Here is a 20,155-nt window from a genome sequence, read left to right as displayed (position 1 = left end):
CAAGGTACTGACAAATTTGTCAGCTTAGGGGCGACGATGGCGGTATCCAAGAAGGGCGTCAACGAGTGCCCCATCGACACCGCGCTGACAGTCATCGACGGACGGTGGAAAGGCACGATCCTGTGGCGACTCCAGGACGGCCCGATGCGCACATCCGAGCTTCGTCGCAGCATTCCCGATATCACCGAGCGGATGCTCATTCGCCATCTGCGGGAGCTGGTCGACGCCGGCATCATCGAGCGCCACGATGCCCAGACCGTGCCGCCGTGCGTGCACTACTCGATATCGAAGTACGGAATGACACTTGCGCCGGTGCTGGAGGGGCTGTGCGCGTGGGGTCGAAAGCACATGGCCCGCAGAGGCTCTCAGGCACCAACCACCAACGCTGCGGCCCCGACGAGTCCGGCGTCACCGCCGAGTTCAGCGGGCACCACCCGCAGATCGCGGATGAAGTCCAGCCCCGCGTAGGTGTCCAGCGCTGCGCGCAGCGGGTCGAACAGCAGCGCGCCGGCTTTGGCCACACCGCCACCGATCACGACGAGATCGAGGTCGCAGACCGCACCGACGGACGCGATCATCGCCGCCACGGCCGTCGCACCGCGTTCGAACGCTCGCAATGCGATGGCATTGCCGGCGGTCGCGGCATCGGCCAGTTCCTTGGCGTCGGCCTCAGCGGGCGCATCCCAGCCCTGCTCCCTGGCCCACTGCGCCATTCGTGGCCCGCCCGCGACCGTCTCGACGCAACCGCGGCCACCGCACGTGCATGGCAGACCGTCCGGGTCGACGACGACATGGCCGACGTGTCCTGCGTTGCCGGTGCGACCGTCGTACGGCACCCCGTCGAGCACCAGCCCGCCGCCGACTCCGGTGGACACCACCATGCCGAGCACGAACTCGGCGCCGCGACCCGCACCGCGCCACCGCTCCCCCATCGCCATGCACAGCCCGTCTCCGCCAAGCCGTACAGGCGCATCGACGACCGCGGCCACCTTCTCGACGATCGGAAAGCGCTTCCACTCGGTGACGTTGATCGGGCTGACAGTGCCGGCGGGCACATCGATCGGACCGGCCGACGCGATCCCGACGCCGCGCACGGTCCCGTGTGCCCTCGACAATGCCTCGGCGACAAGCGATTCGACCACTGCCCAGATCGCCTCCGCGTCACCGTCTGGCGTCGGCAACTTCGCCTGATGCACCAGTGTGCCCTCGTCGTCGACGAGGCCCGCGGCGATCTTCGTACCGCCGATGTCGATTGCGAGTGTTGTGGTCATCAGTGCCGGTGGGTGTTGTCGGGCTGACGGGGATCGCCGGGATGCTCGTAGCCGGGCGCCAACTGGACGACGGCGGCACACCGGGCATCCAGCCACAGCCGGAACGCACGGCGCTTGGCCGCAGCGCGCAGGTGTTCGGCGACGCTTGCGGTGTCGCCGAAGCGCGACGGGTTGCGTGCCTCGTATGCCGCGACGGCCTCGCCGGTCACGTCAACGGCTTCGGTCACGTCCTCGAACAGCGCCCGCACCAACGGGTCGCTCAGCACGGACGCCGCCACGCTGCCGAGCTCGAGTCGCACGGTCATGTCCGGCAGCAGATCGTCCTCGCGCGGCGCACCGTCGGCACTGAGTCCGCGCACGGCGACCTCCGCGGCTACCACCCGTTCGGTGACGAGAAGCTGTGTCAGCCAACGTCTTAGCTGTCGTCCCTCGCTGGTGCCGGGGCGCGGCAACGACGACGCCGAGCGTGACGACCGCAGCTGCGCTTCGCGTGCGTCGACCTCGTGGACCGATACCGGCACCCCGTCGACCGTCGCAGCGATTGTCATGCGACAGTCACCTTGACCGCCTCGGTGTACAGCAGCTGCCCGGCGCCGGCGACTCGGATCAGGGCCCACCATTCGCCGGGTTCCACCCACACCGGCGGCGCGACGTCGAAGCTCAGCTCGGCCGTGCCGCGCGCGGCGAGCTCGATACCTGACGCCGGCGGCCCCATCCACTCCCAGGTTCCCCACGGGCTGATCAGGTGTGCTTCCACCGCGATGTCCGCGTACGCGTCGGTGGCGATGCCGACTTTCAGCTCGGCGCGTTCACCCGCCTTGATGTCGACGGGCCGCGGGTCGGTGACGATGCGCAGCAGCCTGTCCTCCGGCGGTGCCGCCACGGATACGACACACACGTCCTCCACCACCTGGCGCCACGATGGCGGCATCGATACGTGGTTTCCGGTCAGTGCGAGTTCCGCCCGGATCGGATACAGGCCCGGCGCCGCATTCGGCGGAGCGTTCAGGACGACATCGGTCGCCAGATGCTCACCCGGCGGCAGCATGAACGGGAGCTGATGCGGATCGCTGGCCCAGCCGTCCGGGCACAGCAGTCGCACCCTGCCGTGGAGCACCGCATCGCTACAGTCGCTGGCGATTGTAAGCCGCAGCTGCGCTTGGGAATTCGTTTCGACGCCAATGCGCTGCGGATGCAAGTGCGCGACGGCAGGCAAGCCGCCCAGCGGAGCGGGTCCGCGGTTGTGCAGCCAATACCGCGCGTACAGCGGTTGTGCCGCCTCCGCGTCGGGTGCCAGCACCGTGTGATCGGCCTCCAATACCTGCGGCATGTTCAGTCGGGTCAACACGGTGGCGATCTCGAAACCGTGCAAGGCGAGTTCGTCCGACACTTGCTGAACTCGAGGCTGTTCGAGAAGGTCGACGCGGGCGCCCGCCGACACCCGGCGCAGTCCGGAGCGAACTTCCACCGTGGTTGCCGCACCGGAGGTTTCGACGAGGCGCACCGCGACACCGTCGGTCGGCTGTACGTGCCGGGCGCTGCCGCCCGTCAGCGGGTTGCCCGCCGCCTTCAACGCTCCCAGCTGCACGGTCCCCGCCGGCTCGATCTCCAGCAGCGACCCCCACGGCGGCAGACCGCCTGCGGCGTGGACGTTTTCGGTAACCGCCAGCGGCGGGCGGGAGAACTCGGCGCTGCGAGCCGGGATCTCGGCTTGACGCCAATCGCCGTCACCGGAGACCACCGCGTACTCGAAGGTGTGGGTCCAGTGCTGAAGTTGAAAGTTGGATCCGTCGGGTGCGGTGCGCCGGGGCGGGTCGATCCAGGTTCCCGACGGCCAACCGGTGCACGAGCGCATCAGCGAGGTGTGCAGCGTGCCGTCCGAATCGATCGCAAATCCTGGCATTCCGCGGTTGAGCACCGCAATAGTGCGCGCCTCGAACGGCTCCAGTCCGGCTGGTGCGGTTTGGTCCACGGCGATCTCGAAGTCGGCGAGGTCCTCGACAACCGACTCGACGGCAGCCTCGAGTTCCGCTCCCGCAATGATGAGTACCGGCAGCGCCCGCACCGGACGCAGATCCGCGCCCGGCACCCACTCGTCGGCCAGTGAAGCGGTAGGCGGCACCCAGACTCTGGCCCTGCCGGTTGCCGTCAGCTGCCGTTCCAGCTCTTCGGTGTAGACGGCGTCTGCCTCAGCCAAAACTGCTGCGGTGAAACCATTCTCGTCGGGTCCGCCGAGCGCGATGCGCGCGTCCGGCAGGTTCGAGTCCACGCCGAGGTCACCGTAGCGCGGACGTTCGGCGCCGCTGCAGGTCGCGGTGACGCCCGCGCGGGCGAGAGCGACCATCAGCGGGCGCGCCAGCGGTGACGACGCCGATTCCTTCGGAGACACGACCTCGGCCACCGACACCGCGCGCACACCGTCACCGACCCGTACCCGCGCCGCGGACGACAGCCCGAACCAGCCGTACGCCGGGTTGTCGAGTGTCCACGGGTACACCGCGGAGTCGACGGCCGACTCCTCGCCCTTGTCGTGCAGCAGGCCGAAGCCGCGGCCGATCACCGCGTCCCCGACCTCGCTGACCGGTAGCGCGCCGGGCACCGGACACGGCCAGCGGAGTCGAAGCAGGCGGTTTTCGCCGGTGAACTCGTCGACGGTGGTGCTGCATTCGACCCGCGCGACGTCATTCCAGAGCGTGAGAGTCTGCGTATAGCGCAACAAATCCCCGATGCGACCGTTCACGACCAGTCGCTCACCGAGGGGCCCGCGGTATGCCTGAACTTCGGCTCGGGCCGCCGACGAACAGACGACGGGACCCCTGGGCAGCAGGTGCCATGGTCCTTCGCCTGCCTCGGGATGGGCAGGGTATTCGTCGTAGACCGCGAGCTCGTTGCCGACCTCCCCGTCGGCGATCAACTCTCGGTCCGACGCGGTCTCGATCAGGGAGATCACTCCACCGCCGCGTTCGGGCTCGACGCGAACGCGGTAGTGGTCGTTGCTGATCACGTTCCCGTCCAACGGCTTCCAGCCGTCAGTGTCTGCTGCCACGGACGTCAGCCGGTAGGACTGCCAGCCCAGCGACGGCACTTCGCGTGCCAACCAACGGACCACCCGGCCGCCGTGTTCGACGTGGGCGGGCAGCTCGGCGCCGTCCGAGTCGAACACCTGAACACCGGGCGCGACGGGTTCGTTGAAACGGGCGCTTACAATGTCACTGCGCTTGTGCGCCAACGCGTTCCAGACGACGACGCTTCCTTCAACGGCGCGCGACAGCAGCGTCAACGCGTTGTCTCGAGCGGTCGTGCCCAGCTCCCACGCGTCGCGCCATCCCGTCAGCAGGTCGAGGTAGACCTGATCGGACTCCGAGCCGGTGATCGCATCGTGGTGTGCACCGTAGACGAGCTGCACCCAGGCTTTGGCCAACGCCGCCTCCGGGTATGTCGCACCGCCGAGCAGTCCCGCGAAGACGGCGAACTTCTCGGCGTCGAGCACCGCGTCCTCGGTCGCCCGGTTGGCCTGTTTGGTGTCGATGTAGGACACGTGGCAGCCGGTATAGATCGGGTTCATGTCGCGCGTCTGCGGTGAGGCGTCGACGCCAAGCTCGGTGAGTTCGGCACGCACTGCGGCAAAAAACTCACTTGGCAACGCGCACACGAACTTCGGCCAGGTGTAGCGTGCATTCCAGTCTCGATGGATCTCCGTGACCCACTTGTTCGGCGGCGTGTAGTCGGTGCCGACGGGCAGCAGCACGTTGCGCGTCAGCGCCACTTTCTTCAGCCCCGAGAACAGTTCGTACGTCGCAGCCTCGGCCTCCTCGAGCGTCGCCGCCGAGTCCATCCACCACCCCGCGGCATAGTGCGCGGGCATGTAATGGGTGAGCAAGCCGCGCCCGGACGGGGCGATCCATTCGAACTCACTGCTGAACTGCATGCGCTCGGGGTCGCCGCCACCGGCCATCGGGCCCCACTGGTGGTGCGGGCCGCGCGCCCACGAACTGGAGGTCAGCCCGGCGTCGGCCGCCATACCGGGGAACTGAGGATCGTGCCCAAAAGCGTCGAGCTGCCATGCGGTGGCCGGGTCGGCGCCAAGGACGTCGCGCTGAAAACCGATGCCGTGCACGAAGTTCCGGATGGTGGTCTCCGGGCTGGTCAAATTCGTGTTGGGCTCGTTGTAAGTGCCACCCATGATCTCGACGCGACCGTCGGCGATGAACCTGCGCAGGTCCGCGCGGTCCTCGGGGTGCGTATCCCAAAACGGCTTGAGGTAGTCGACCTCGGCGAGCACGAACTTGTATTCGGGTTCGCGCCGCGCCATTTCGAGGTGGGCGCGCACCAGGTCGAAGCCGTTGGTCTGCCTGCAGCGGCCGGGCGGGTCTTCGGACCACACGCTGGTGTAGGCCGCCTGGGTGTTCCACCACACGGGGTCGTAGTGGAAGTGGCTGATCATGTGCATCGTCCAGCCGGGCTCGGCGACGGTGAACACGAATCCGGTGATGCTGTCCCCGCCGACCACCCGCGCATCGCGCTGCTCGCCGATGACGGGATCGGTCACCACGACGGGCACCTCGATGCTGCCGTCGCCGGGGCCGGCCTGCGCGCGCCCGGTGAGACCTTCGCCTTCGATGCGTACGTTCCCGCCACCATCGGTGTAGGCGACCCGCACCAACTGCTGCGGTGCGTGCGACGGCCCGGTGAATAGCTCCGTCGACTCCGCGGAGATCAACTGCACTCCAAAACCCTACGCAGTCGAGTCGGCGTTAGGACCGCGAAATGTCAACGACCAGCGCTCGGTGATCCGAGATCGACAGCCGGGGCGCGGCGCAGCTGTCCACGCGCAGTCCATCGTCATCGGTCAAGATGTGGTCGAGTTGCGTTTCTGGTGCGTCGGCCGGGAACGTCGCCGCCTCGCCAAGCGCGCGCAGGCCACTCAACCGGCCGGCTTTGACCGGCGTCATGTTCAGATCGCCCATCAGGACGTGCGGGCCGGGGAAGCCATGGAGGTCGCGCATGAGCAGCCGAAGCTGCCGTCGGTTCCAGCCAGGCACGAACGACAGGTGGGTGTTGGCGACGGTCAGCGGGCCGACGGGGGTGTCCAACTGCGCCAGCACGGCCGCCCGCGGTTCCTCGTTGACGACCTGCACGCGATTCGGAGCGCGCAGGTACATCGGAAACTTCATCGGGATCCGGGGCAGCCGCACCACCTGCCAGGCATCGGCGGGATAGCGCGACAGCAACGCGATGCCGTAGGCGGCGGTGCCCGGCTGTTCGCGGCCCGTCGCGGCCATCCACGTCGCGCCGGGCGTGCCCGCGATGGCGGCGACGAATCGATGACTGTTCGCCTCCATCGCGGCCGCGGCGACGGCGGTCAGATCGGACCTCCCGGAGCGGGGTTGGTCGAGGTCCACTTCCTGGAGCGCGAGGATGTCGGGATCGAGTTGCCGGATCGCGTCGACAAGCCTGTCGCGGTGCACGAGCCCGTCGTGGACGCTGCGTCCGTGCAGGATGTTGAAGGTGGCCATCCGCATGGGTACTCACATACCCGTAATAGCCGTCAGCCGATCAGGAGACCCGTGCCCGCACGAAACGACCATCTCCGCGACGCACTCAAACGTGCTGCGTCTGCCTTGCGCGCGCAGGGTCCGGATTTCGCGCTGGCCGGCAGCTACGCGTTGTGGGTGTTCGGGGCGCCCGAACCCGTGCACGACGTGGACTTCGTGGTCGCAGAGGCCGACACGGAACAGGCGGCCGCCACACTGCGGGCGGCCGGATTCAACATCGAGCGAACGCCCGAGGACTGGCTGTTCAAGGCGTGCGTCGGCAACGATTTCGTGATCGACGTGCTGCACCGCCTCAACGGGGTGCCGGTCGAGGCCGAGGCGATCGAGGTCGCGGAGGAGTTCGACGTGCTCGCGATCAGAATGCGGGTGCTCGCGCCGACGTACGTGTTGACCGAGAAGCTCAACGCTCTCAACGAGCACAACTGCGATTTCGCGGCGTTGATACCCGGCGTACGCGCGGTCCGCGAGCAGGTCGACTGGGACCATCTGCGGACTGCGACGAAGGACAACGATTTCGCGACGGCATTCCTGTTCCTTGCCGACCGCCTCAGGCTCAGTGACTGACGGAGGTCGAGGCTAAGTTCACTTCCATGCGCTCTGGCCTGACCATCGGGGAGTTCGCCACATTGTCGCGGCTGAGTGTGCGCACATTGCGGCGCTACCATGCGGGCGGACTCCTGGAGCCGGACACGGTCGATCCGTCCACCGGTTATCGGTACTACACGGCCGAGCAGATCCCGACTGCTCAGGTCATCTATCAGTTGCGGCAGCTCGACGTGCCGCTGGCCGAGGTCGAGTCCATCCTCGCCGCAGGTGATCCGCAGCAGCGCGCCGAGGTGATCGCGGGGCACCTGCGCCGCCTCGAGGCCGAGCTGGACCGCACCCAGGCGGCCGTGGTGTCGCTGCGGCGGCTGCTGCGTCCCGATCCCGACGAGTTCGGCATCGAGTTGAGATCGATGCCCGCTCGCACAGTGGTGGCTATCAAAGTTGTTGTGCAGCTTACTGATTCACTCGATTGGTACGACTCCGCGATGGCCGAGTTGGACACGGCGTTTCCGCCGGCGGAGCGGACGGGTCCGCCCGGCGGGCACTACGCCAATGAGTTGTTCACCGACGGCGCCGGCGCGATGGCCGTGTACCGACCCGTTCGGGCGCCCCGCGCCTCCGGCCGGATCGAGGTTGTCGAGTTGGCAGCGGCCGAGCTCGCTGTCACGGTCCATCCGGGCCCGCACGACGATATCGATGTCACCTACGGTCGACTCGGCGCGTGGGTGGTCAGTCACGCGCTGGCTGTGGACGGCCCCATTCAGGAGACATACACGGTGGGACCGCGCGACACCTCTGACCCGGCGACCTGGCGTACCGAGATCGGCTGGCCGGTGTTCCGTCTCGCACGGTCCTAGCGGGGGAAATCAGCACCGCGCGAGAGTGGTTCGCTCGCTCGGATATCGGCCAAGGCCCCCTCGAGGGAGGCCATCACATCGTCGAATGCGTCGCTGCCGAGAACCAGCCGCCGCGGCGGCTGCTCCTGAGCCATCGCCGCAATCACCGCGCGTGCGCCACGCGCCGGGTCGCCGGGCTGCACACCGTTCTGCTCGATGAACCCTTGGCGCACCTGCTCCAGCATGGGTCGGTACGCACGGATGGTCTCGGTGATTGGTTCGTCGGCGAAGCCGGCGTAGGCCCGCGTGCGAAATGCTCCCGGTTCGACGGCCATCACGCGGATGCCCTGCGGCGCAACTTCTTCCCGGAGTACTTCGGTGACGGCTTCGACGGCAAACTTGCTGGCACTGTAGTAGCCGAACCCGCTCGCACCCAGCAGACCCGCCACCGACGAGATGTTGACGACCCACCCGCTGCCGCGGTCGCGCATACCCGGCAGAACCGCCCGGATGACCGAGAGCATGCCGAAGAAGTTCAAGTCGAACATCGCCCGCACATCGGCCTCGTCCATGCCCTCGATTGACCCGTACCAGCCACGGCCTGCGTTGTTGACGAGCACATCGATAGCGCCGAAATGCTGCTCTGCCGCGCGTGTTGCCTCCTGCACCTGCCCGGAGTCGGTGACATCGAGGGGTACGACGAATACGCGTTCGCCGTGCTTCTCGGTCCACGAACGCAATTCATCAGGTCGGCGTGCCGTCAGCACGACATTGTCGCCGATCTCGAGGGCCGCTTCGGCGAAGGCCATGCCGAATCCGCCGGGTGTGCCACCGGTGATGAACCATGTTTTCGCCATGGCTCAGGGCTCGATCACCAGTCGGCTGACCAAAGCACCGTTCATGATGAAGCGGAAGTGCAAGTCGGCAACCCCGCCAGGAAAGTCGCCTTCCAGATGTTGCAGGACATCGACGTGCCCCGCCTCCGACGTTGTGGCGCTGACGAACTCGGTGGTGAAGGTGAACTCTGACGCCGCATTACGCAACCAATCTCCGATCTCGTCGCGGCCGCGGTAGGTGTTGCCCTCGTCGGTCACGACCGCGTCAGCAGTGAACGACGTGATCGCCGTGGTCGCGTTCTTCGCCTCGTGCGCTGCCAGGTAGGTCGTGATGGTCGGGGGTAGTTCATCCCACGCTTGCTTGTTTGTTGTCATGCCCCCACGGTGGGGTCTCCCGCAGGGAGAGAGTCAAGCCCGGCGGCGCGGCGGAGCCGTTGCGCGACGGCATCGACCGCGCGGACCACCTCGGGTGGTTCGAGGACCTCGAAGTCGTGGCCGACGGTGGCGAAGTAGAAGATCATCCGTTCCGGGTCGTCGGCGCCGGTGGTGACGATGCAGGCGTTCGGACCGTCGGCTTCGATGGTCACAGATGCCGGTGAAAAGTGTTGCGCCAGGGCTTCTTCTGGTGCGTTGAAGCGGACCCGCGCCACATAGCGGTACGGCGAGCTGCTGATCGACCGTTGGACATATTTCGCCGCGTCCGGTGCGTCGCGGGCGACGAATGTGCTGCCGAGCGCACGGACATCGGCCATCCGGTCCAGCCGAAGGCTGCGCCAGTCCTGCTTGTCGCGGTCATAGGCGAGCAGGTACCAGCGCCTGCCGGTTGTCACCAATTGATATGGCTCGAGTCGTCGCTGGGTGGCTTTGCCGCGGATGTCGACGTAGCCGCAGTTCACGTGCTCGCGGTCGCGGCACGCGCGCGCCAGCGTCATCAGGACGTCGGGTTCGACGGCGTCGTCGGACGATGGCGAAGTGAGCGTGACGGTGGCGTCGTGCACCGCTGCCACCTGGGATCGCAGCCGCGCCGGCATCACCTGATCGAGCTTGCTCAGCGCCCTCAGCGCGGACTCGCCGACGCCGGCGACGGTGCCGCCCGCCGCGAGCCGCAAGCATACGGCCATCGCGACGGCTTCGTCGGGATCGAGCAGCAGCGGCGGCAAGGCGGCCCCCGCGCCCAGCTGATAGCCACCGCCGTGACCCTTACTGGCGTGCACGGGATAGCCCAGGTCACGCAGCCGGTCGACGTCTCGGCGGACGCTTCGGGTCGTCACACCGAGGCGGTCTGCAAGCTCCTCGCCGGTCCACACCCGCCGCGACTGCAGCAGCCCGAGAAGCTGCAGCACCCTGCTGGTCGTTTCCGCCATGTTTTCGACTCTGCTGTGGTTATAGGACTGAAACTGTCCTATATGTGTTTCAGGGTAATCCTATGAACATGACGACGAGCCTGACCACGGAGTTGGCCTTCCAGCTCGACTTCCAATGGACGCAGGCGTTGCGGCCGCGGCTGGAGGGCCTGACCGACGACGAGTACTTCTGGCAGCCCGTGCCGGACTGCTGGACGGTTCACCGCGACGGCGGCGTGGACTTCGTCTATCCCCCGCCCGAGCCGGCGCCGTTCACAACGATCGCGTGGCGGCTGGCGCATGTGATCATCGGCGTCTTCGCGATGCGCAACCACAGTCACTTCGGTGCGCCCGACGCGAGTTACGAGACCTGGTCGTACGCGACGGACGCCGCCACGGCACTGCGTCAGCTCGACGAGCAGTACCAAACCTGGAGCGACGGCGTGCGCGCGCTGTCCGAAGATGATTTGTGGCGGCCGTGCGGGCCGGCCGAGGGGCCGTATGGCGACTATCCGATGGCCACGCTTATTCTGCACATCAACCGCGAGGTCATCCATCACGGCGCCGAAATTGCTTGTATACGAGATCTTTACGTCCACACCACCACGAAGGGAAATTGAGCATGGCCGCGATGCCCCCACCGATCGCCGACGAGCGCGCAGGACTGCGCGAGTACATCGCCGCACAGCACTACGCGTTTCACGCGGTGGCGTTCGGCTTGACTGACGAGCAGGCACGGTCCACGCCGTCGGTGAGTGCGCTGTCGATCGGCGCGCTGATCAAACACGTGACCGGCGTCCAGCGCGGCTGGATGGAACGGGTCGCCGCTGCGCCGGAGATGACCGAGAGTGACAAGCGGCCGATGGAAGATCAGCAGGCCGATTATCAAGACGAGTTCATCATGCGCGAGGACGAGACACTGGCAGGGCTGCTCGCCAAGTTCGACGAGCAGAACGCGGAGACGATCCGGCTCGTCGAGACTGTCGACCTCGGCGCAGCAGTCCCGATTCCCCAGCATGTGCCGTGGTTTCCCAAGGATGTCCCGGCGTGGTCGGTGCGATGGGTCCTGTTTCACATGATCGAGGAGCTGGCCCGGCACGCCGGTCAGGCCGACATCATCCGCGAAAGCATCGACGGGGCAACCCTTTACGAGCTGCTGGCAGGGCTTGAGGACTGGGAGCCGACACCGTGGCTGACGCCATGGGGCAAGGAGCCGGTAAACAGTTAGGTATGCAAACGCGCAGCGGGACGGCGGTCTGCGGGGAAGTCGAGCTCTATTACGAGGATCTCGGTGACCCTGCAGCGCCGCCCGTCCTGCTGATCATGGGCGTGGGCGCGCAGCTGCCGATGTGGCCGGACGGCTTCTGCGAGCAGCTGGTCGAGCGCGGGTATCGGGTGATTCGGTACGACCATCGCGACATCGGACTGTCGACGAAGATGGCCGGTCACCGCGCGGAGGGCTCGGTGTACCGGCGGGTGGCACGGTACGCGGTCGGGCGGACGAGCCCGGTCCCGTACACGCTGGTCGATATGGCCGACGATGCCGCCGCGCTGCTGGATTTTCTGCAGATCGACCGCGCGCATGTGGTCGGGGCGTCGATGGGCGGGATGATCGCCCAGGTGCTCGCGGGTAATCACGCCGACCGGGTCCGCTCGCTGGGCATCGTCATGTCGAGTTCGGGCAAGGCGTTTTCGGCTCTGCCGCGGTGGCGGGTGATCAGGCTGGCGCTCGGCGGACCGGGTAAGGACGCGCCATGGGAGGACAGGTTGGCGTCGGAGGTGCGCAACATCTCGATCATCAACGGGCCTAATTTCCTTCCGCCAGTTGACCAATTGCGCCGGCGGGTCGAGGATCTGCGTGCGCGCAGCGACTACCCACAGGGCATGTTGCGCCAGTTCGACGCGATCCTGGGTACCGGGAGCCTGATTCGGTACACGCGCAGCATCGTGGCGCCGACGGTCGTCATTCATGGCTCGGAAGATCCGATGGTTCGGCCACGCAACGGGCGCAACCTGGCGCGCATCATCGACGGCGCCCGCTATGTCGTTGTCGACGGGATGGGACACGATCTGCCCCAACCGGTTTGGCGTCCCGTCGTCGAAGCGCTGACGGAGAACTTCGAGGCCGAGTCTCAAGGCTCAGCATCCAAGCCATCCCAGTAGGCGTCACTGTAGCGACGCGTGCCTTGATCGGCTTCATCGCGGAGTGCGGGTAGCCCGTTGGTGGATGTGATGCTGGGTGGAGCGTGGCATCTGCCCGGGCCCGTAGACGCCACGTCGGAGCCGACGGACCCGGCCGCGGCGGATTTCCCAGCGCAACGCATCGGACACTGCTTTCGATGCCCGTCCGGGGATCGCAAAGCCCTGGTAATCAAGCTGCTCGATCAGCTCGAAGATCGACGCCGAACCGTGAATGTCCAGGTTCACCGTGAGCATGTAGCGGAGTTCGATGCCCTGCAGTACTTTTCGTTGTCGCGAGTTCTGCGCGTCCATGACGCGACGGTGGCATTCGATTCAGACATCTGTGGCGGCTTGCGCTGGGTGTCCAAGGCGTCTGTGGATGGATATCGCAATGGGGGCAGCGTCTCCCTGCTTCTGCTCCACGGACCAATAGATCTGCGTGCCAACCTCACAGCGACTTTGTCGCTCAACTACTACCGCGATGACCAACTTCAGCGACATTGTCGCTCAGAGCTTGGCACCAGGCACGTATACCCCGGAGGAGGTCCCGAAATTGCTTGTGCTCGGCCAGACGCGTCGGACGGCCCCGCGCCTAGCGCGGGACCGTCCGAAATGCGTTGCTACGACGACCGCATCGCGATCGTCACACGGCTCACTCCAGTTCGGCGAGAGCCGCGCGAGCGGCCTCGAGTTCAGCTTCGAGGGCCGCCACCTTGGCGGCCTGCTGGGTACGCGCCTCCTCGATCAACTCGTCGATCGGGACTGACAGATCTTCGTGCAGTTCCTTCGCAGCGCGAGAGACCGCAGCGGCCGCCACCGCGAGATTCCGCGCCCGGTACGTGCTGCCCTGCTTCAGTTCGGCCTTCCACTCGCCGTCGGCGGTACCGGTGACCGTCAGCGTCAGCTCGAGCGTCTTGGGCTTCTTGGCCGCCCCCTTCCTGGCCGGAGCCTTCTTGGGCTTCTCCTCGACCTGCTCTTCCGCGACGGGCTCTTCTGCGACGGGTGGAACCACCGGATCTGGCGTGTCGAAATAGGTGGACTGCGCTCCGGGTGCCAGAGTATCTAGGGACATACCCTCATTAGAACATACGTTCGATAGTCAGCGCAGCACCGTCTGCACCGCGTACTCGACCACCGCATCGAGATCGTCGCCGAGGTTGCCGGCCAGCCACTGCTGGGCCAACTCCGCCATCGCGCCCGTGTACAACGCCGCACCTACTTGCGCCGCAACAGGATCCGAGCCGGGATTCAGCCGCCAGCCCTCGGTCAACACTCCCTCGCGAAGCAGATCCTGGGTGGCCGTCCGGCGCGCCGCGAGCACCGGATTGGCGCGCGCGTCGGTGAACAGAATCCGGCCGCGGCGCGGGTCGGCGGAACTGAACCCGAGCACTGCGGCGATCCCGGCCTGCGTCCGCTCCCGAAGTGAATCGCCCGACGCGTTGATCGCCGCCTCCACCTCCGCCCCGAGCTGGGCGCTGACTTGGTCGTAGACCGCGCCGAGCAGATCGTCGGTGTCCGCGAAACTTTCGTAGAAGTAGCGCGTGTTCAGCCCACATTCGCGACACACCGACCGCACGGCGACAGCGGCCTCGCCACCGTCACCGAACAGGCGGAACGCAGCCTCGATCAGCTGCGCGCGGCGTTCGGCGCGACGGTCGGTCAGCGGCACGCCGGCCCATCGGGTCGGACTGGACATCAACACAGAGTAGGCCGCACGCGCCAACTCTGGTCACATCCGTGTCCAAATAGTATTCTGGCTACAGCCGTGACCAGAACTCAGAGGGGAGCCGCCGTGTATCTGCCGCACCAGATGGTCGGGCAGTTCGTGAACCAGCGCTTCGACGAGGGTGTGCGCAAGCATTTCTTCCGGGGCATGGAGTTCGCCGCACCCGTCGCCGATCCCGGCTGGTTCGGACCCGGCAGCGCCGTCTGGCATGTGCACTCACATATGCACGCGCTGATCTTCGGCCTGCAGTGCGCCGCGTACCTCGAGCGCCTCGACCCATCGATCTACTGGATGGGCATGCACCATTCGCGACTTGTCAAACGCGACAAGGACGGAACGGCCGTCCCCGAAATCGACCCCAAGGGCGCCTCCGTGCGACTCGGCCATTCCGTGGCGTTCTTCATCGGGACGGCGTACGGCTCGAGCGAGACCGCGGAGCGACTCGCCAAGTCGGTGCGCTCGATGCACCACACCATCAAAGGCACTCGTCCCGACGGGGCCACCTACGACGCCGACGATCCGGAGTGGCTGCGTTGGAACTACGCGACAGTCGTCTGGGGCCTCGCCACCGCGCATGAGCTGTATCATCCGAACCCGCTGCGCGGGAAGAAGATCGACGATTACTACGGCGAATTCGTGCGCGTCGGGCATGCTCTTGGCGGCACCGACCTCCCGACCACCAAGGCCGAAACCCTGGACTGCCTCAAGTCGTACCTCCCCCGGCTCGCCGTCACCCACGGCATGGCGATGTCGACCGGGCCAAACCTCCCGATGCCGCACAACGCCATCGACTGGGCCATCCGTGACACGATGCCGAAGTGGGCCAAGGAATTGATCCAGCATCGCGACCCCAACATCATTGAGCGCACAGCCAGACGCGCCGCGGTGTGGAGCATCATCAACGGCCTGCACGTCGCGGCGGGTCCGGCACCGGAGTTCCGGCAAGCCCAGGCCAGGGTCAAGTCCGGTACGACGGTGAAGCACACGCTGCCGGAATACACGCTCGGCGACGACCCGGTCCTGTCCCGCAAAGAGGTGGAGCTCAGCTTCAGTTGAGACGCTGCAGCGCAACACCTTTCGTCTCGGGTAGCAGCGCCGTGCATACCAGGCTCACCGCCACGACCGCCGCCAGCATCACACCGACCGATGCCACGCCGTAGCTCGCCAACAACGGCGCGGCCGCGATCGTCGGCACTGCGCCACCGACCAGCCCGGCGAGGTTGAGCGACAACCCCGCACCGCTATAGCGGTAGCGCGTCGCGAAGATCTCCGGAATGAACGCCGCCATCGGCCCGTACGCGCAACCGGCGACAGCGAAGGTGCCCGCGATCGCGACGGCGAACCACAACGTGCTGCCGGTGTTCAGTAGCGGGAGCACGACGAACGACCAGGGCACTCCGACAGCGAACGCGGCCATGATGACGCGACGCCGTCCGAACCTGTCGCACAGCACCGCGCTGAGCGTGTTGCATACCAGCGCCACCACACCGCCGAGCAGGCTGACCATCAGGACGAGCGACGGCGAAAAGCCCATGTGGGTATGGGCGTAACTCATCATGAACGTGTTGCCCATGAAACCCAGCGCGAAGAAGCCGATCATGGCTCCGGCGGCGAGCAATACCTCGCGACGCTGATGGCCGAACAAGTCGGCCAACGGAGCGCGGTCGGTGCCACGCTTCCGAAGTTCGGCGAACACCGGCGTCTCGGCCACATTCAGCCGCACATACATGGCGATGACGATCAGCACCGCGCTGAACAAGAACGGGATGCGCCACCCCCACTCGAGGAAGGCCCGACTGGCCTCCCCGATCGTCTGATTCACCAGAAGGAACATCAGGCTGCTCATCACGAGCCCGCTGCCGACACCCATCTGGGTGAACATTCCGTAACGGCCGCGCTCCTCGGCCGGCGCGTACTCCGCGGACAGCAGCGCCGCGCCTGCCCACTCGCCGCCGACCGCGAACCCCTGCACGAGTCGCAGCGTCAACAGAATCAACGGTGCGGCCATGCCGATCGTCGCGGCACCCGGCACCAGGCCGACGGCCACCGTCGACAGTCCCATGATCAACAGGGTGGCGATCAGGGTCGACTTGCGACCCAGCCGGTCACCGAAGTGCCCGAAGAACGCGGCGCCGATCGGACGGGAGAGGAACGCCGCGGCGAAAGTGGCCATTGAGGCGACGGTTGCCATCGTGGTGCCGAGGTGCGGAAAGAACACCTTGGGGAACACGAGGGCGGCGGCTGTGCCGTAGATGTAGAAGTCGTAGTACTCGATCGCCGACCCGACATAGCTGGCGAGTGCGACCCGCTTGATCGATGTGCCCGACTCGGTTGCCAAAGTGGCCATTCTCGCTCCTCAGACGCGTCCTCGAGTCCGAAGCTACGGGCGGCAGACCGCTGCGGCGCGCTTGTGCGCACTAGTCGTCTAACACGTGATGTGCTGGTTTTGCGCATTGTGCTCATATGTGACCCGGTCCACACGTTTTCGCGGCTCATCGCCGTTTTTGAGAGACTGGTCGTCATGAGTACCTCGAAATCCCGCGAGGTGGCCAGACTGGACCGCGTACCGCTACCGGTTGAGGCAGCCCGCGTTGGCGCGACCGGCTGGCAGATCACCCGCACTGGCGCGCGAGTCGTCAGCAAGCTCACGGGCAAGGGCTCGTTGCAGCAGAAGATCATCAAAGAGATCCCGAAGGCGTTCGCCGACCTCGGACCCACCTACGTCAAGTTCGGTCAGATCATCGCGTCGAGCCCGGGCGCGTTCGGCGAGCATTTGAGCCGCGAGTTCCGCAGTCTGCTCGACGCCGTCCCGCCGGCCGATGAAGACGAAGTGCACAAGCTGTTCCGCGAGGAGCTCGGCGACGATCCGGCCAACCTGTTCGCGACGTTCGACGAGAAGCCGTTCGCGTCGGCGTCAATCGCCCAGGTGCACTACGCGACCCTGCACAGCGGCGAGGAGGTCGTCGTCAAGATCCAGCGACCCGGCATCCGTCGCCGCGTCGCGGCCGACCTGCAGATCCTCAAACGTGGTGCGCGCCTGGTGGAGTTCGCCAAGCTCGGCCAGCGGCTGTCGGCGCAGGACGTCGTCGCGGACTTCGCGGACAACATCGCCGAGGAACTGGACTTCCGGCTCGAGGCGCAGTCGATGGACGCGTGGGTGTCACACATGCACGCCTCGCCGCTGGGCAAGAACATCCGTGTGCCGCAGGTCTACTGGGATCTGACAAGCGCGCGGGTGCTCACCATGGAGCGGGTTGCCGGTGTTCGAATCGACGACGCCGCCGCGATCCGCAAGGCCGGGTTCGACGGCACCGAACTCGTTAAAGCGTTGCTGTTCAGCGTCTTCGAGGGTGGGCTGCGGCACGGCCTGTTCCACGGCGACCTGCACGCGGGCAACCTGTTCGTCGACCCTGACGGCAAGATCGTGTTCCTCGATTTCGGCATCATGGGCCGCATCGACCCCCGCACCCGCTGGCTGCTGCGCGAGCTCGTGTACGCGCTATTGGTCAAGAAGGACCACGCCGCGGCGGGCAAGATCGTTGTACTGATGGGCGCCGTCGGCACCATGAAGCCCGAGGCCCAGGCCGCCAAGGATCTGGAGAAGTTCGCGACGCCGCTGACCATGTCGTCGCTGGGCGATATGAGTTATGCCGAGATCGGTAAACAACTTTCGACGCTGGCCGACGCGTATGACGTCAAGCTGCCGCGCGAGCTCGTGCTGATCGGTAAGCAGTTCCTTTATGTGGAGCGCTACATGAAGCTGCTCGCGCCGAAGTGGCAGATGATGACCGACCCGCAGCTGACGGGCTACTTCGCGAACTTCATGGTCGAGGTCAGCAGGGAGCACACCGAAGAAGTCGAAGCGTAGTGCAGACCCGCACCGGCATCGCGAAGTCTGGCGAGCTCGACATCTACTACGAGGACATGGGCGACCCCAACGACCCCGCGGTCCTGCTCATCATGGGTCTCGGTGCGCAATTGCTGTTGTGGCGCAAGGACTTCTGCGAGAAGCTCGTCAACCAGGGCCTTCGCGTCATCCGCTATGACAACCGGGACGTCGGCCTGTCTTCGAAGGTGACGGGACAGCACTCCGGCGCGCCGCTGCTGCCACGAATGGCGCGCTCCTTCCTCGGGCTCAAAAGCCCGGCGGTGTACACACTCGAGGATGTGGCCGATGATGCCGGCGCGCTGCTCGACCACCTGAAGATCGACACCGCGCACATCGTCGGCGCGTCGATGGGCGGCATGATCGCGCAGGTCTTCGCCGCCAGGCACAGCACGCGGACCAAGACGCTGGCCGTGATCTTCTCGAGCAATAACCAGCCAGTGCTGCCGCCGCCCGGGCCGAAGCAACTGCTGGCCATCCTGCAGCGGCCTAAGGGCGCGACCCGCGAAGCGATCATCGAGAACGCGATCAGGGTCAGCGGGATCATCGGCAGTCCCGGCTATCCCGCGCCCGCGGACCGCGTCCGGGCCGAGGCCATCGAGGGATACGACCGCGCCTACTACCCCGCGGGCATCGGCCGCCACTTCGCCGCGATCATGGGCAGCGGCAGCCTGCTGCACTACGACCGTCAGATCACCGCACCGACCGTCGTCATCCACGGCAAGGCCGACAAGCTGATGCGGCCGTCCGGCGGACGCGCTGTTGCCCGTGCGATCAAGGGCGCGCGCCTGGTGCTCTTCGACGGCATGGGACACGAGTTGCCGCGCGAACTGTGGGACGACATCGTCGGTGAACTGAAGACGAATTTTTCGGTGGCGTAAGTGTTTTGCGCCTGCGCAAGGCCTGTGATCCGTAATTCGTAATTAGTCAACGAGAGCAATCAGGTCTACATTCGAAGCCGAGTGCTTCAGGGCTTTGCGAGCTGTCAACGTAGATGACGGCGGAGCTGCTGATTCGCCCCAGAAAGGCACCGGAAAAGATGGCTGTCGCCCGCAAGTTAGAACCACATTTCGACGACGTACAGGCACATTACGACCTGTCAGATGAATTCTTTCGGCTGTGGCTGGATCCCAGCCAGACGTACAGCTGCGCCTATTTCGAGCGCGACGACATGACGCTGGAAGAAGCGCAGCTCGCGAAAATCGACCTGGCCCTGGGCAAGCTGGGCCTGCAGCCCGGTATGACGCTTCTCGACGTCGGCTGCGGCTGGGGTTCGACGATGATGCGCGCGATCGAGCGTTATGACGTCAACGTCATCGGATTGACCTTGAGCGAAAACCAAAAGGCGCATGTGGAAAGGATCTTCGCGAAGTCGGACAGCCCGCGCGACAAGCGGGTGATGCTGCGGGGCTGGGAACAGTTCGATGAGCCCGTCGACCGCATCGTCAGCATCGGGGCGTTCGAACATTTCGGCTTCGACCGCTACGACGACTTCTTCAGGATGGCCTACCAGGCGCTGCCCGACGACGGTGTCATGCTGCTGCACACCATCACCGCGTTGACGCTGCCTCAGATGGCCGACCGTAAGATTCCGCTGACCTTCGAGGTGGCGCGCTTCGTGAAGTTCATCCTCACCGAGATCTTCCCAGGTGGGCGGCTGCCGTCGATCGAGAAGGTCTCCGAGCACGCGACCCCGGCCGGCTTCACGTTGACGCGCCGCCAGTCGCTGCAGTTGCACTATGCGCGCACGTTGGACACCTGGTCTTCAGCGCTCGAGGCCCACCGGGACGAGGCGATTGTCGTGCAGTCCGAAGAGGTCTACGACCGTTATATGCACTACCTAACAGGCTGCGCCTGGGGCTTTCGGATGGGCTATATCGACGTCAACCAATTCACGCTCGCCAAACAGGCGTCGAATTAGGGGCAGACCCGCGCCAAACGCTAGGGTGTACGACCAGACCACGTGGCGAATCCG

The 20,155-nt window shown here is 66.0% G+C and carries 21 protein-coding genes; 10 read left to right on the top strand and 11 right to left on the bottom strand.

The features are described 5' to 3' along the window. The first annotated feature begins 36 nt into the window (after window positions 1-36). Window positions 37-468: a winged helix-turn-helix transcriptional regulator gene (locus ACIA48_RS17185; protein WP_396733772.1), complete on the top strand. Its 432-nt coding sequence runs from the start codon at window positions 37-39 to the stop codon at window positions 466-468. Here ACIA48_RS17185 and ACIA48_RS17180 read toward each other — a convergent pair. The 4 genes from ACIA48_RS17180 to ACIA48_RS17165 are packed head-to-tail and all read right to left on the bottom strand — an operon-like array spanning window position 366 to window position 6,793. Further along, window positions 366-1,271, bottom strand: a complete 906-nt coding sequence (locus ACIA48_RS17180) for an ROK family protein (RefSeq protein ID WP_396733770.1) — start codon at window positions 1,269-1,271, stop codon at window positions 366-368. The two genes, ACIA48_RS17185 and ACIA48_RS17180, sit on opposite strands and share 103 nt — an antisense overlap. Beyond that, complete coding sequence (locus ACIA48_RS17175; protein ID WP_396733768.1) at window positions 1,271-1,909, bottom strand: malonyl CoA-ACP transacylase; 639 nt, start codon at window positions 1,907-1,909, stop codon at window positions 1,271-1,273. Before ACIA48_RS17175 ends, ACIA48_RS17180 begins: the two co-directional genes overlap by 1 nt. Beyond that, window positions 1,816-5,997 (bottom strand): NEW3 domain-containing protein, encoded by a 4,182-nt coding sequence (locus tag ACIA48_RS17170; RefSeq protein ID WP_396733766.1) that lies wholly within the window; start codon window positions 5,995-5,997, stop codon window positions 1,816-1,818. The genes ACIA48_RS17175 and ACIA48_RS17170 overlap by 94 nt, the downstream gene beginning before the upstream one ends. Before the next feature lie 28 nt (window positions 5,998-6,025). Beyond that, window positions 6,026-6,793: an endonuclease/exonuclease/phosphatase family protein gene (locus ACIA48_RS17165; protein ID WP_396733764.1), complete on the bottom strand. Its 768-nt coding sequence runs from the start codon at window positions 6,791-6,793 to the stop codon at window positions 6,026-6,028. A 45-nt stretch (window positions 6,794-6,838) separates the two neighbouring features. On the opposite strand from ACIA48_RS17165, the gene ACIA48_RS17160 reads away from it, so the two are divergent. Together ACIA48_RS17160 and ACIA48_RS17155 are read left to right on the top strand one after the other, a co-directional pair. After that, window positions 6,839-7,390, top strand: coding sequence for a hypothetical protein (locus ACIA48_RS17160; protein ID WP_396733762.1), 552 nt, complete (start codon window positions 6,839-6,841; stop codon window positions 7,388-7,390). A 26-nt stretch (window positions 7,391-7,416) separates the two neighbouring features. Then, on the top strand, window positions 7,417-8,229 hold the full coding sequence (locus ACIA48_RS17155; protein WP_396733758.1) for a MerR family transcriptional regulator: 813 nt from the start codon (window positions 7,417-7,419) through the stop codon (window positions 8,227-8,229). Here the strand turns inward: ACIA48_RS17155 and ACIA48_RS17150 are convergent. Genes ACIA48_RS17150 through ACIA48_RS17140 form a run of 3 tightly spaced genes read right to left on the bottom strand, consistent with a single transcriptional unit; the run spans window position 8,226 to window position 10,408 of the window. Next, entirely contained in the window at window positions 8,226-9,065 is an 840-nt protein-coding gene (locus tag ACIA48_RS17150; protein ID WP_396733755.1) for an oxidoreductase, read from the bottom strand. The genes ACIA48_RS17155 and ACIA48_RS17150 overlap by 4 nt on opposite strands. A gap of 3 nt (window positions 9,066-9,068) precedes the next feature. Next, the gene (locus ACIA48_RS17145) at window positions 9,069-9,419 is read right to left on the bottom strand and encodes a nuclear transport factor 2 family protein (protein ID WP_396733752.1); all 351 of its coding nucleotides are present in this window, start codon (window positions 9,417-9,419) and stop codon (window positions 9,069-9,071) included. After that, window positions 9,416-10,408 (bottom strand): helix-turn-helix transcriptional regulator, encoded by a 993-nt coding sequence (locus ACIA48_RS17140; protein ID WP_396733749.1) that lies wholly within the window; start codon window positions 10,406-10,408, stop codon window positions 9,416-9,418. Before ACIA48_RS17140 ends, ACIA48_RS17145 begins: the two co-directional genes overlap by 4 nt. 62 nt (window positions 10,409-10,470) lie before the next feature. On the opposite strand from ACIA48_RS17140, the gene ACIA48_RS17135 reads away from it, so the two are divergent. The 3 genes from ACIA48_RS17135 to ACIA48_RS17125 are packed head-to-tail and all read left to right on the top strand — an operon-like array spanning window position 10,471 to window position 12,550. Further along, the gene (locus tag ACIA48_RS17135; protein WP_396733746.1) at window positions 10,471-11,007 is read left to right on the top strand and encodes a DinB family protein; all 537 of its coding nucleotides are present in this window, start codon (window positions 10,471-10,473) and stop codon (window positions 11,005-11,007) included. Between the two features lie 2 nt (window positions 11,008-11,009). After that, window positions 11,010-11,615 (top strand): DinB family protein, encoded by a 606-nt coding sequence (locus ACIA48_RS17130; RefSeq protein ID WP_396733743.1) that lies wholly within the window; start codon window positions 11,010-11,012, stop codon window positions 11,613-11,615. A gap of 2 nt (window positions 11,616-11,617) precedes the next feature. Further along, window positions 11,618-12,550, top strand: a complete 933-nt coding sequence (locus tag ACIA48_RS17125; protein ID WP_396733740.1) for an alpha/beta fold hydrolase — start codon at window positions 11,618-11,620, stop codon at window positions 12,548-12,550. A 33-nt stretch (window positions 12,551-12,583) separates the two neighbouring features. On the opposite strand, the gene ACIA48_RS17120 is transcribed toward ACIA48_RS17125, so the two are convergent. From ACIA48_RS17120 to ACIA48_RS17110, 3 genes are all read right to left on the bottom strand, one after another. Beyond that, a complete protein-coding gene (locus tag ACIA48_RS17120; protein ID WP_396733737.1) occupies window positions 12,584-12,880 on the bottom strand; it encodes a hypothetical protein in 297 nt (98 codons plus the stop codon). Window positions 12,881-13,220: 340 nt separating this feature from the next. Then, on the bottom strand, window positions 13,221-13,640 hold the full coding sequence (locus ACIA48_RS17115; RefSeq protein ID WP_396733734.1) for a DUF6319 family protein: 420 nt from the start codon (window positions 13,638-13,640) through the stop codon (window positions 13,221-13,223). Window positions 13,641-13,667: 27 nt separating this feature from the next. After that, window positions 13,668-14,264 carry a TetR/AcrR family transcriptional regulator gene (locus ACIA48_RS17110; RefSeq protein ID WP_396733731.1) on the bottom strand — a complete coding sequence of 199 codons (597 nt, stop codon included), beginning with the start codon at window positions 14,262-14,264 and terminating at the stop codon, window positions 13,668-13,670. A 96-nt stretch (window positions 14,265-14,360) separates the two neighbouring features. On the opposite strand from ACIA48_RS17110, the gene ACIA48_RS17105 reads away from it, so the two are divergent. Further along, window positions 14,361-15,350 (top strand): oxygenase MpaB family protein, encoded by a 990-nt coding sequence (locus tag ACIA48_RS17105; protein ID WP_396735044.1) that lies wholly within the window; start codon window positions 14,361-14,363, stop codon window positions 15,348-15,350. Here ACIA48_RS17105 and ACIA48_RS17100 read toward each other — a convergent pair. Next, the gene (locus ACIA48_RS17100; protein WP_396733728.1) at window positions 15,343-16,641 is read right to left on the bottom strand and encodes an MFS transporter; all 1,299 of its coding nucleotides are present in this window, start codon (window positions 16,639-16,641) and stop codon (window positions 15,343-15,345) included. The two genes, ACIA48_RS17105 and ACIA48_RS17100, sit on opposite strands and share 8 nt — an antisense overlap. 174 nt (window positions 16,642-16,815) lie before the next feature. Here ACIA48_RS17100 and ACIA48_RS17095 point away from each other — a divergent pair, with 174 nt between their 5' ends. From ACIA48_RS17095 to ACIA48_RS17085, 3 genes are all read left to right on the top strand, one after another. Then, complete coding sequence (locus tag ACIA48_RS17095; RefSeq protein ID WP_396733725.1) at window positions 16,816-18,162, top strand: ABC1 kinase family protein; 1,347 nt, start codon at window positions 16,816-16,818, stop codon at window positions 18,160-18,162. Beyond that, window positions 18,162-19,061, top strand: a complete 900-nt coding sequence (locus tag ACIA48_RS17090; protein WP_396733723.1) for an alpha/beta fold hydrolase — start codon at window positions 18,162-18,164, stop codon at window positions 19,059-19,061. The genes ACIA48_RS17095 and ACIA48_RS17090 overlap by 1 nt, the downstream gene beginning before the upstream one ends. A 158-nt stretch (window positions 19,062-19,219) precedes the next feature. Beyond that, entirely contained in the window at window positions 19,220-20,101 is an 882-nt protein-coding gene (locus ACIA48_RS17085) for a cyclopropane mycolic acid synthase family methyltransferase (RefSeq protein ID WP_396735041.1), read from the top strand. The last annotated feature ends 54 nt before the right edge of the window (window positions 20,102-20,155 follow it).

Source organism: Mycobacterium sp. NPDC051804, from assembly GCF_044452905.1.
GTDB lineage: Bacteria > Actinomycetota > Actinomycetes > Mycobacteriales > Mycobacteriaceae > Mycobacterium.
This window is presented reverse-complemented; position numbering and strand designations above follow the sequence as displayed.

What these genes read in the sequence shown, in the direction of transcription:
- ACIA48_RS17185 (WP_396733772.1), top strand. Translation starts at nt 37, where the DNA reads ATGGCGGTATCCAAGAAGGGCGTCAACGAGTGCCCCATCGACACCGCG.
- ACIA48_RS17100 (WP_396733728.1), bottom strand. Translation starts at nt 16,641, where the DNA reads ATGGCCACTTTGGCAACCGAGTCGGGCACATCGATCAAGCGGGTCGCA.
- ACIA48_RS17115 (WP_396733734.1), bottom strand. Translation starts at nt 13,640, where the DNA reads ATGTCCCTAGATACTCTGGCACCCGGAGCGCAGTCCACCTATTTCGAC.
- ACIA48_RS17180 (WP_396733770.1), bottom strand. Translation starts at nt 1,271, where the DNA reads ATGACCACAACACTCGCAATCGACATCGGCGGTACGAAGATCGCCGCG.
- ACIA48_RS17135 (WP_396733746.1), top strand. Translation starts at nt 10,471, where the DNA reads ATGAACATGACGACGAGCCTGACCACGGAGTTGGCCTTCCAGCTCGAC.
- ACIA48_RS17155 (WP_396733758.1), top strand. Translation starts at nt 7,417, where the DNA reads ATGCGCTCTGGCCTGACCATCGGGGAGTTCGCCACATTGTCGCGGCTG.
- ACIA48_RS17120 (WP_396733737.1), bottom strand. Translation starts at nt 12,880, where the DNA reads ATGGACGCGCAGAACTCGCGACAACGAAAAGTACTGCAGGGCATCGAA.
- ACIA48_RS17110 (WP_396733731.1), bottom strand. Translation starts at nt 14,264, where the DNA reads ATGTCCAGTCCGACCCGATGGGCCGGCGTGCCGCTGACCGACCGTCGC.
- ACIA48_RS17150 (WP_396733755.1), bottom strand. Translation starts at nt 9,065, where the DNA reads ATGGCGAAAACATGGTTCATCACCGGTGGCACACCCGGCGGATTCGGC.
- ACIA48_RS17130 (WP_396733743.1), top strand. Translation starts at nt 11,010, where the DNA reads ATGGCCGCGATGCCCCCACCGATCGCCGACGAGCGCGCAGGACTGCGC.
- ACIA48_RS17085 (WP_396735041.1), top strand. Translation starts at nt 19,220, where the DNA reads ATGGCTGTCGCCCGCAAGTTAGAACCACATTTCGACGACGTACAGGCA.
- ACIA48_RS17140 (WP_396733749.1), bottom strand. Translation starts at nt 10,408, where the DNA reads ATGGCGGAAACGACCAGCAGGGTGCTGCAGCTTCTCGGGCTGCTGCAG.
- ACIA48_RS17145 (WP_396733752.1), bottom strand. Translation starts at nt 9,419, where the DNA reads ATGACAACAAACAAGCAAGCGTGGGATGAACTACCCCCGACCATCACG.
- ACIA48_RS17095 (WP_396733725.1), top strand. Translation starts at nt 16,816, where the DNA reads ATGAGTACCTCGAAATCCCGCGAGGTGGCCAGACTGGACCGCGTACCG.
- ACIA48_RS17165 (WP_396733764.1), bottom strand. Translation starts at nt 6,793, where the DNA reads ATGCGGATGGCCACCTTCAACATCCTGCACGGACGCAGCGTCCACGAC.
- ACIA48_RS17125 (WP_396733740.1), top strand. Translation starts at nt 11,618, where the DNA reads ATGCAAACGCGCAGCGGGACGGCGGTCTGCGGGGAAGTCGAGCTCTAT.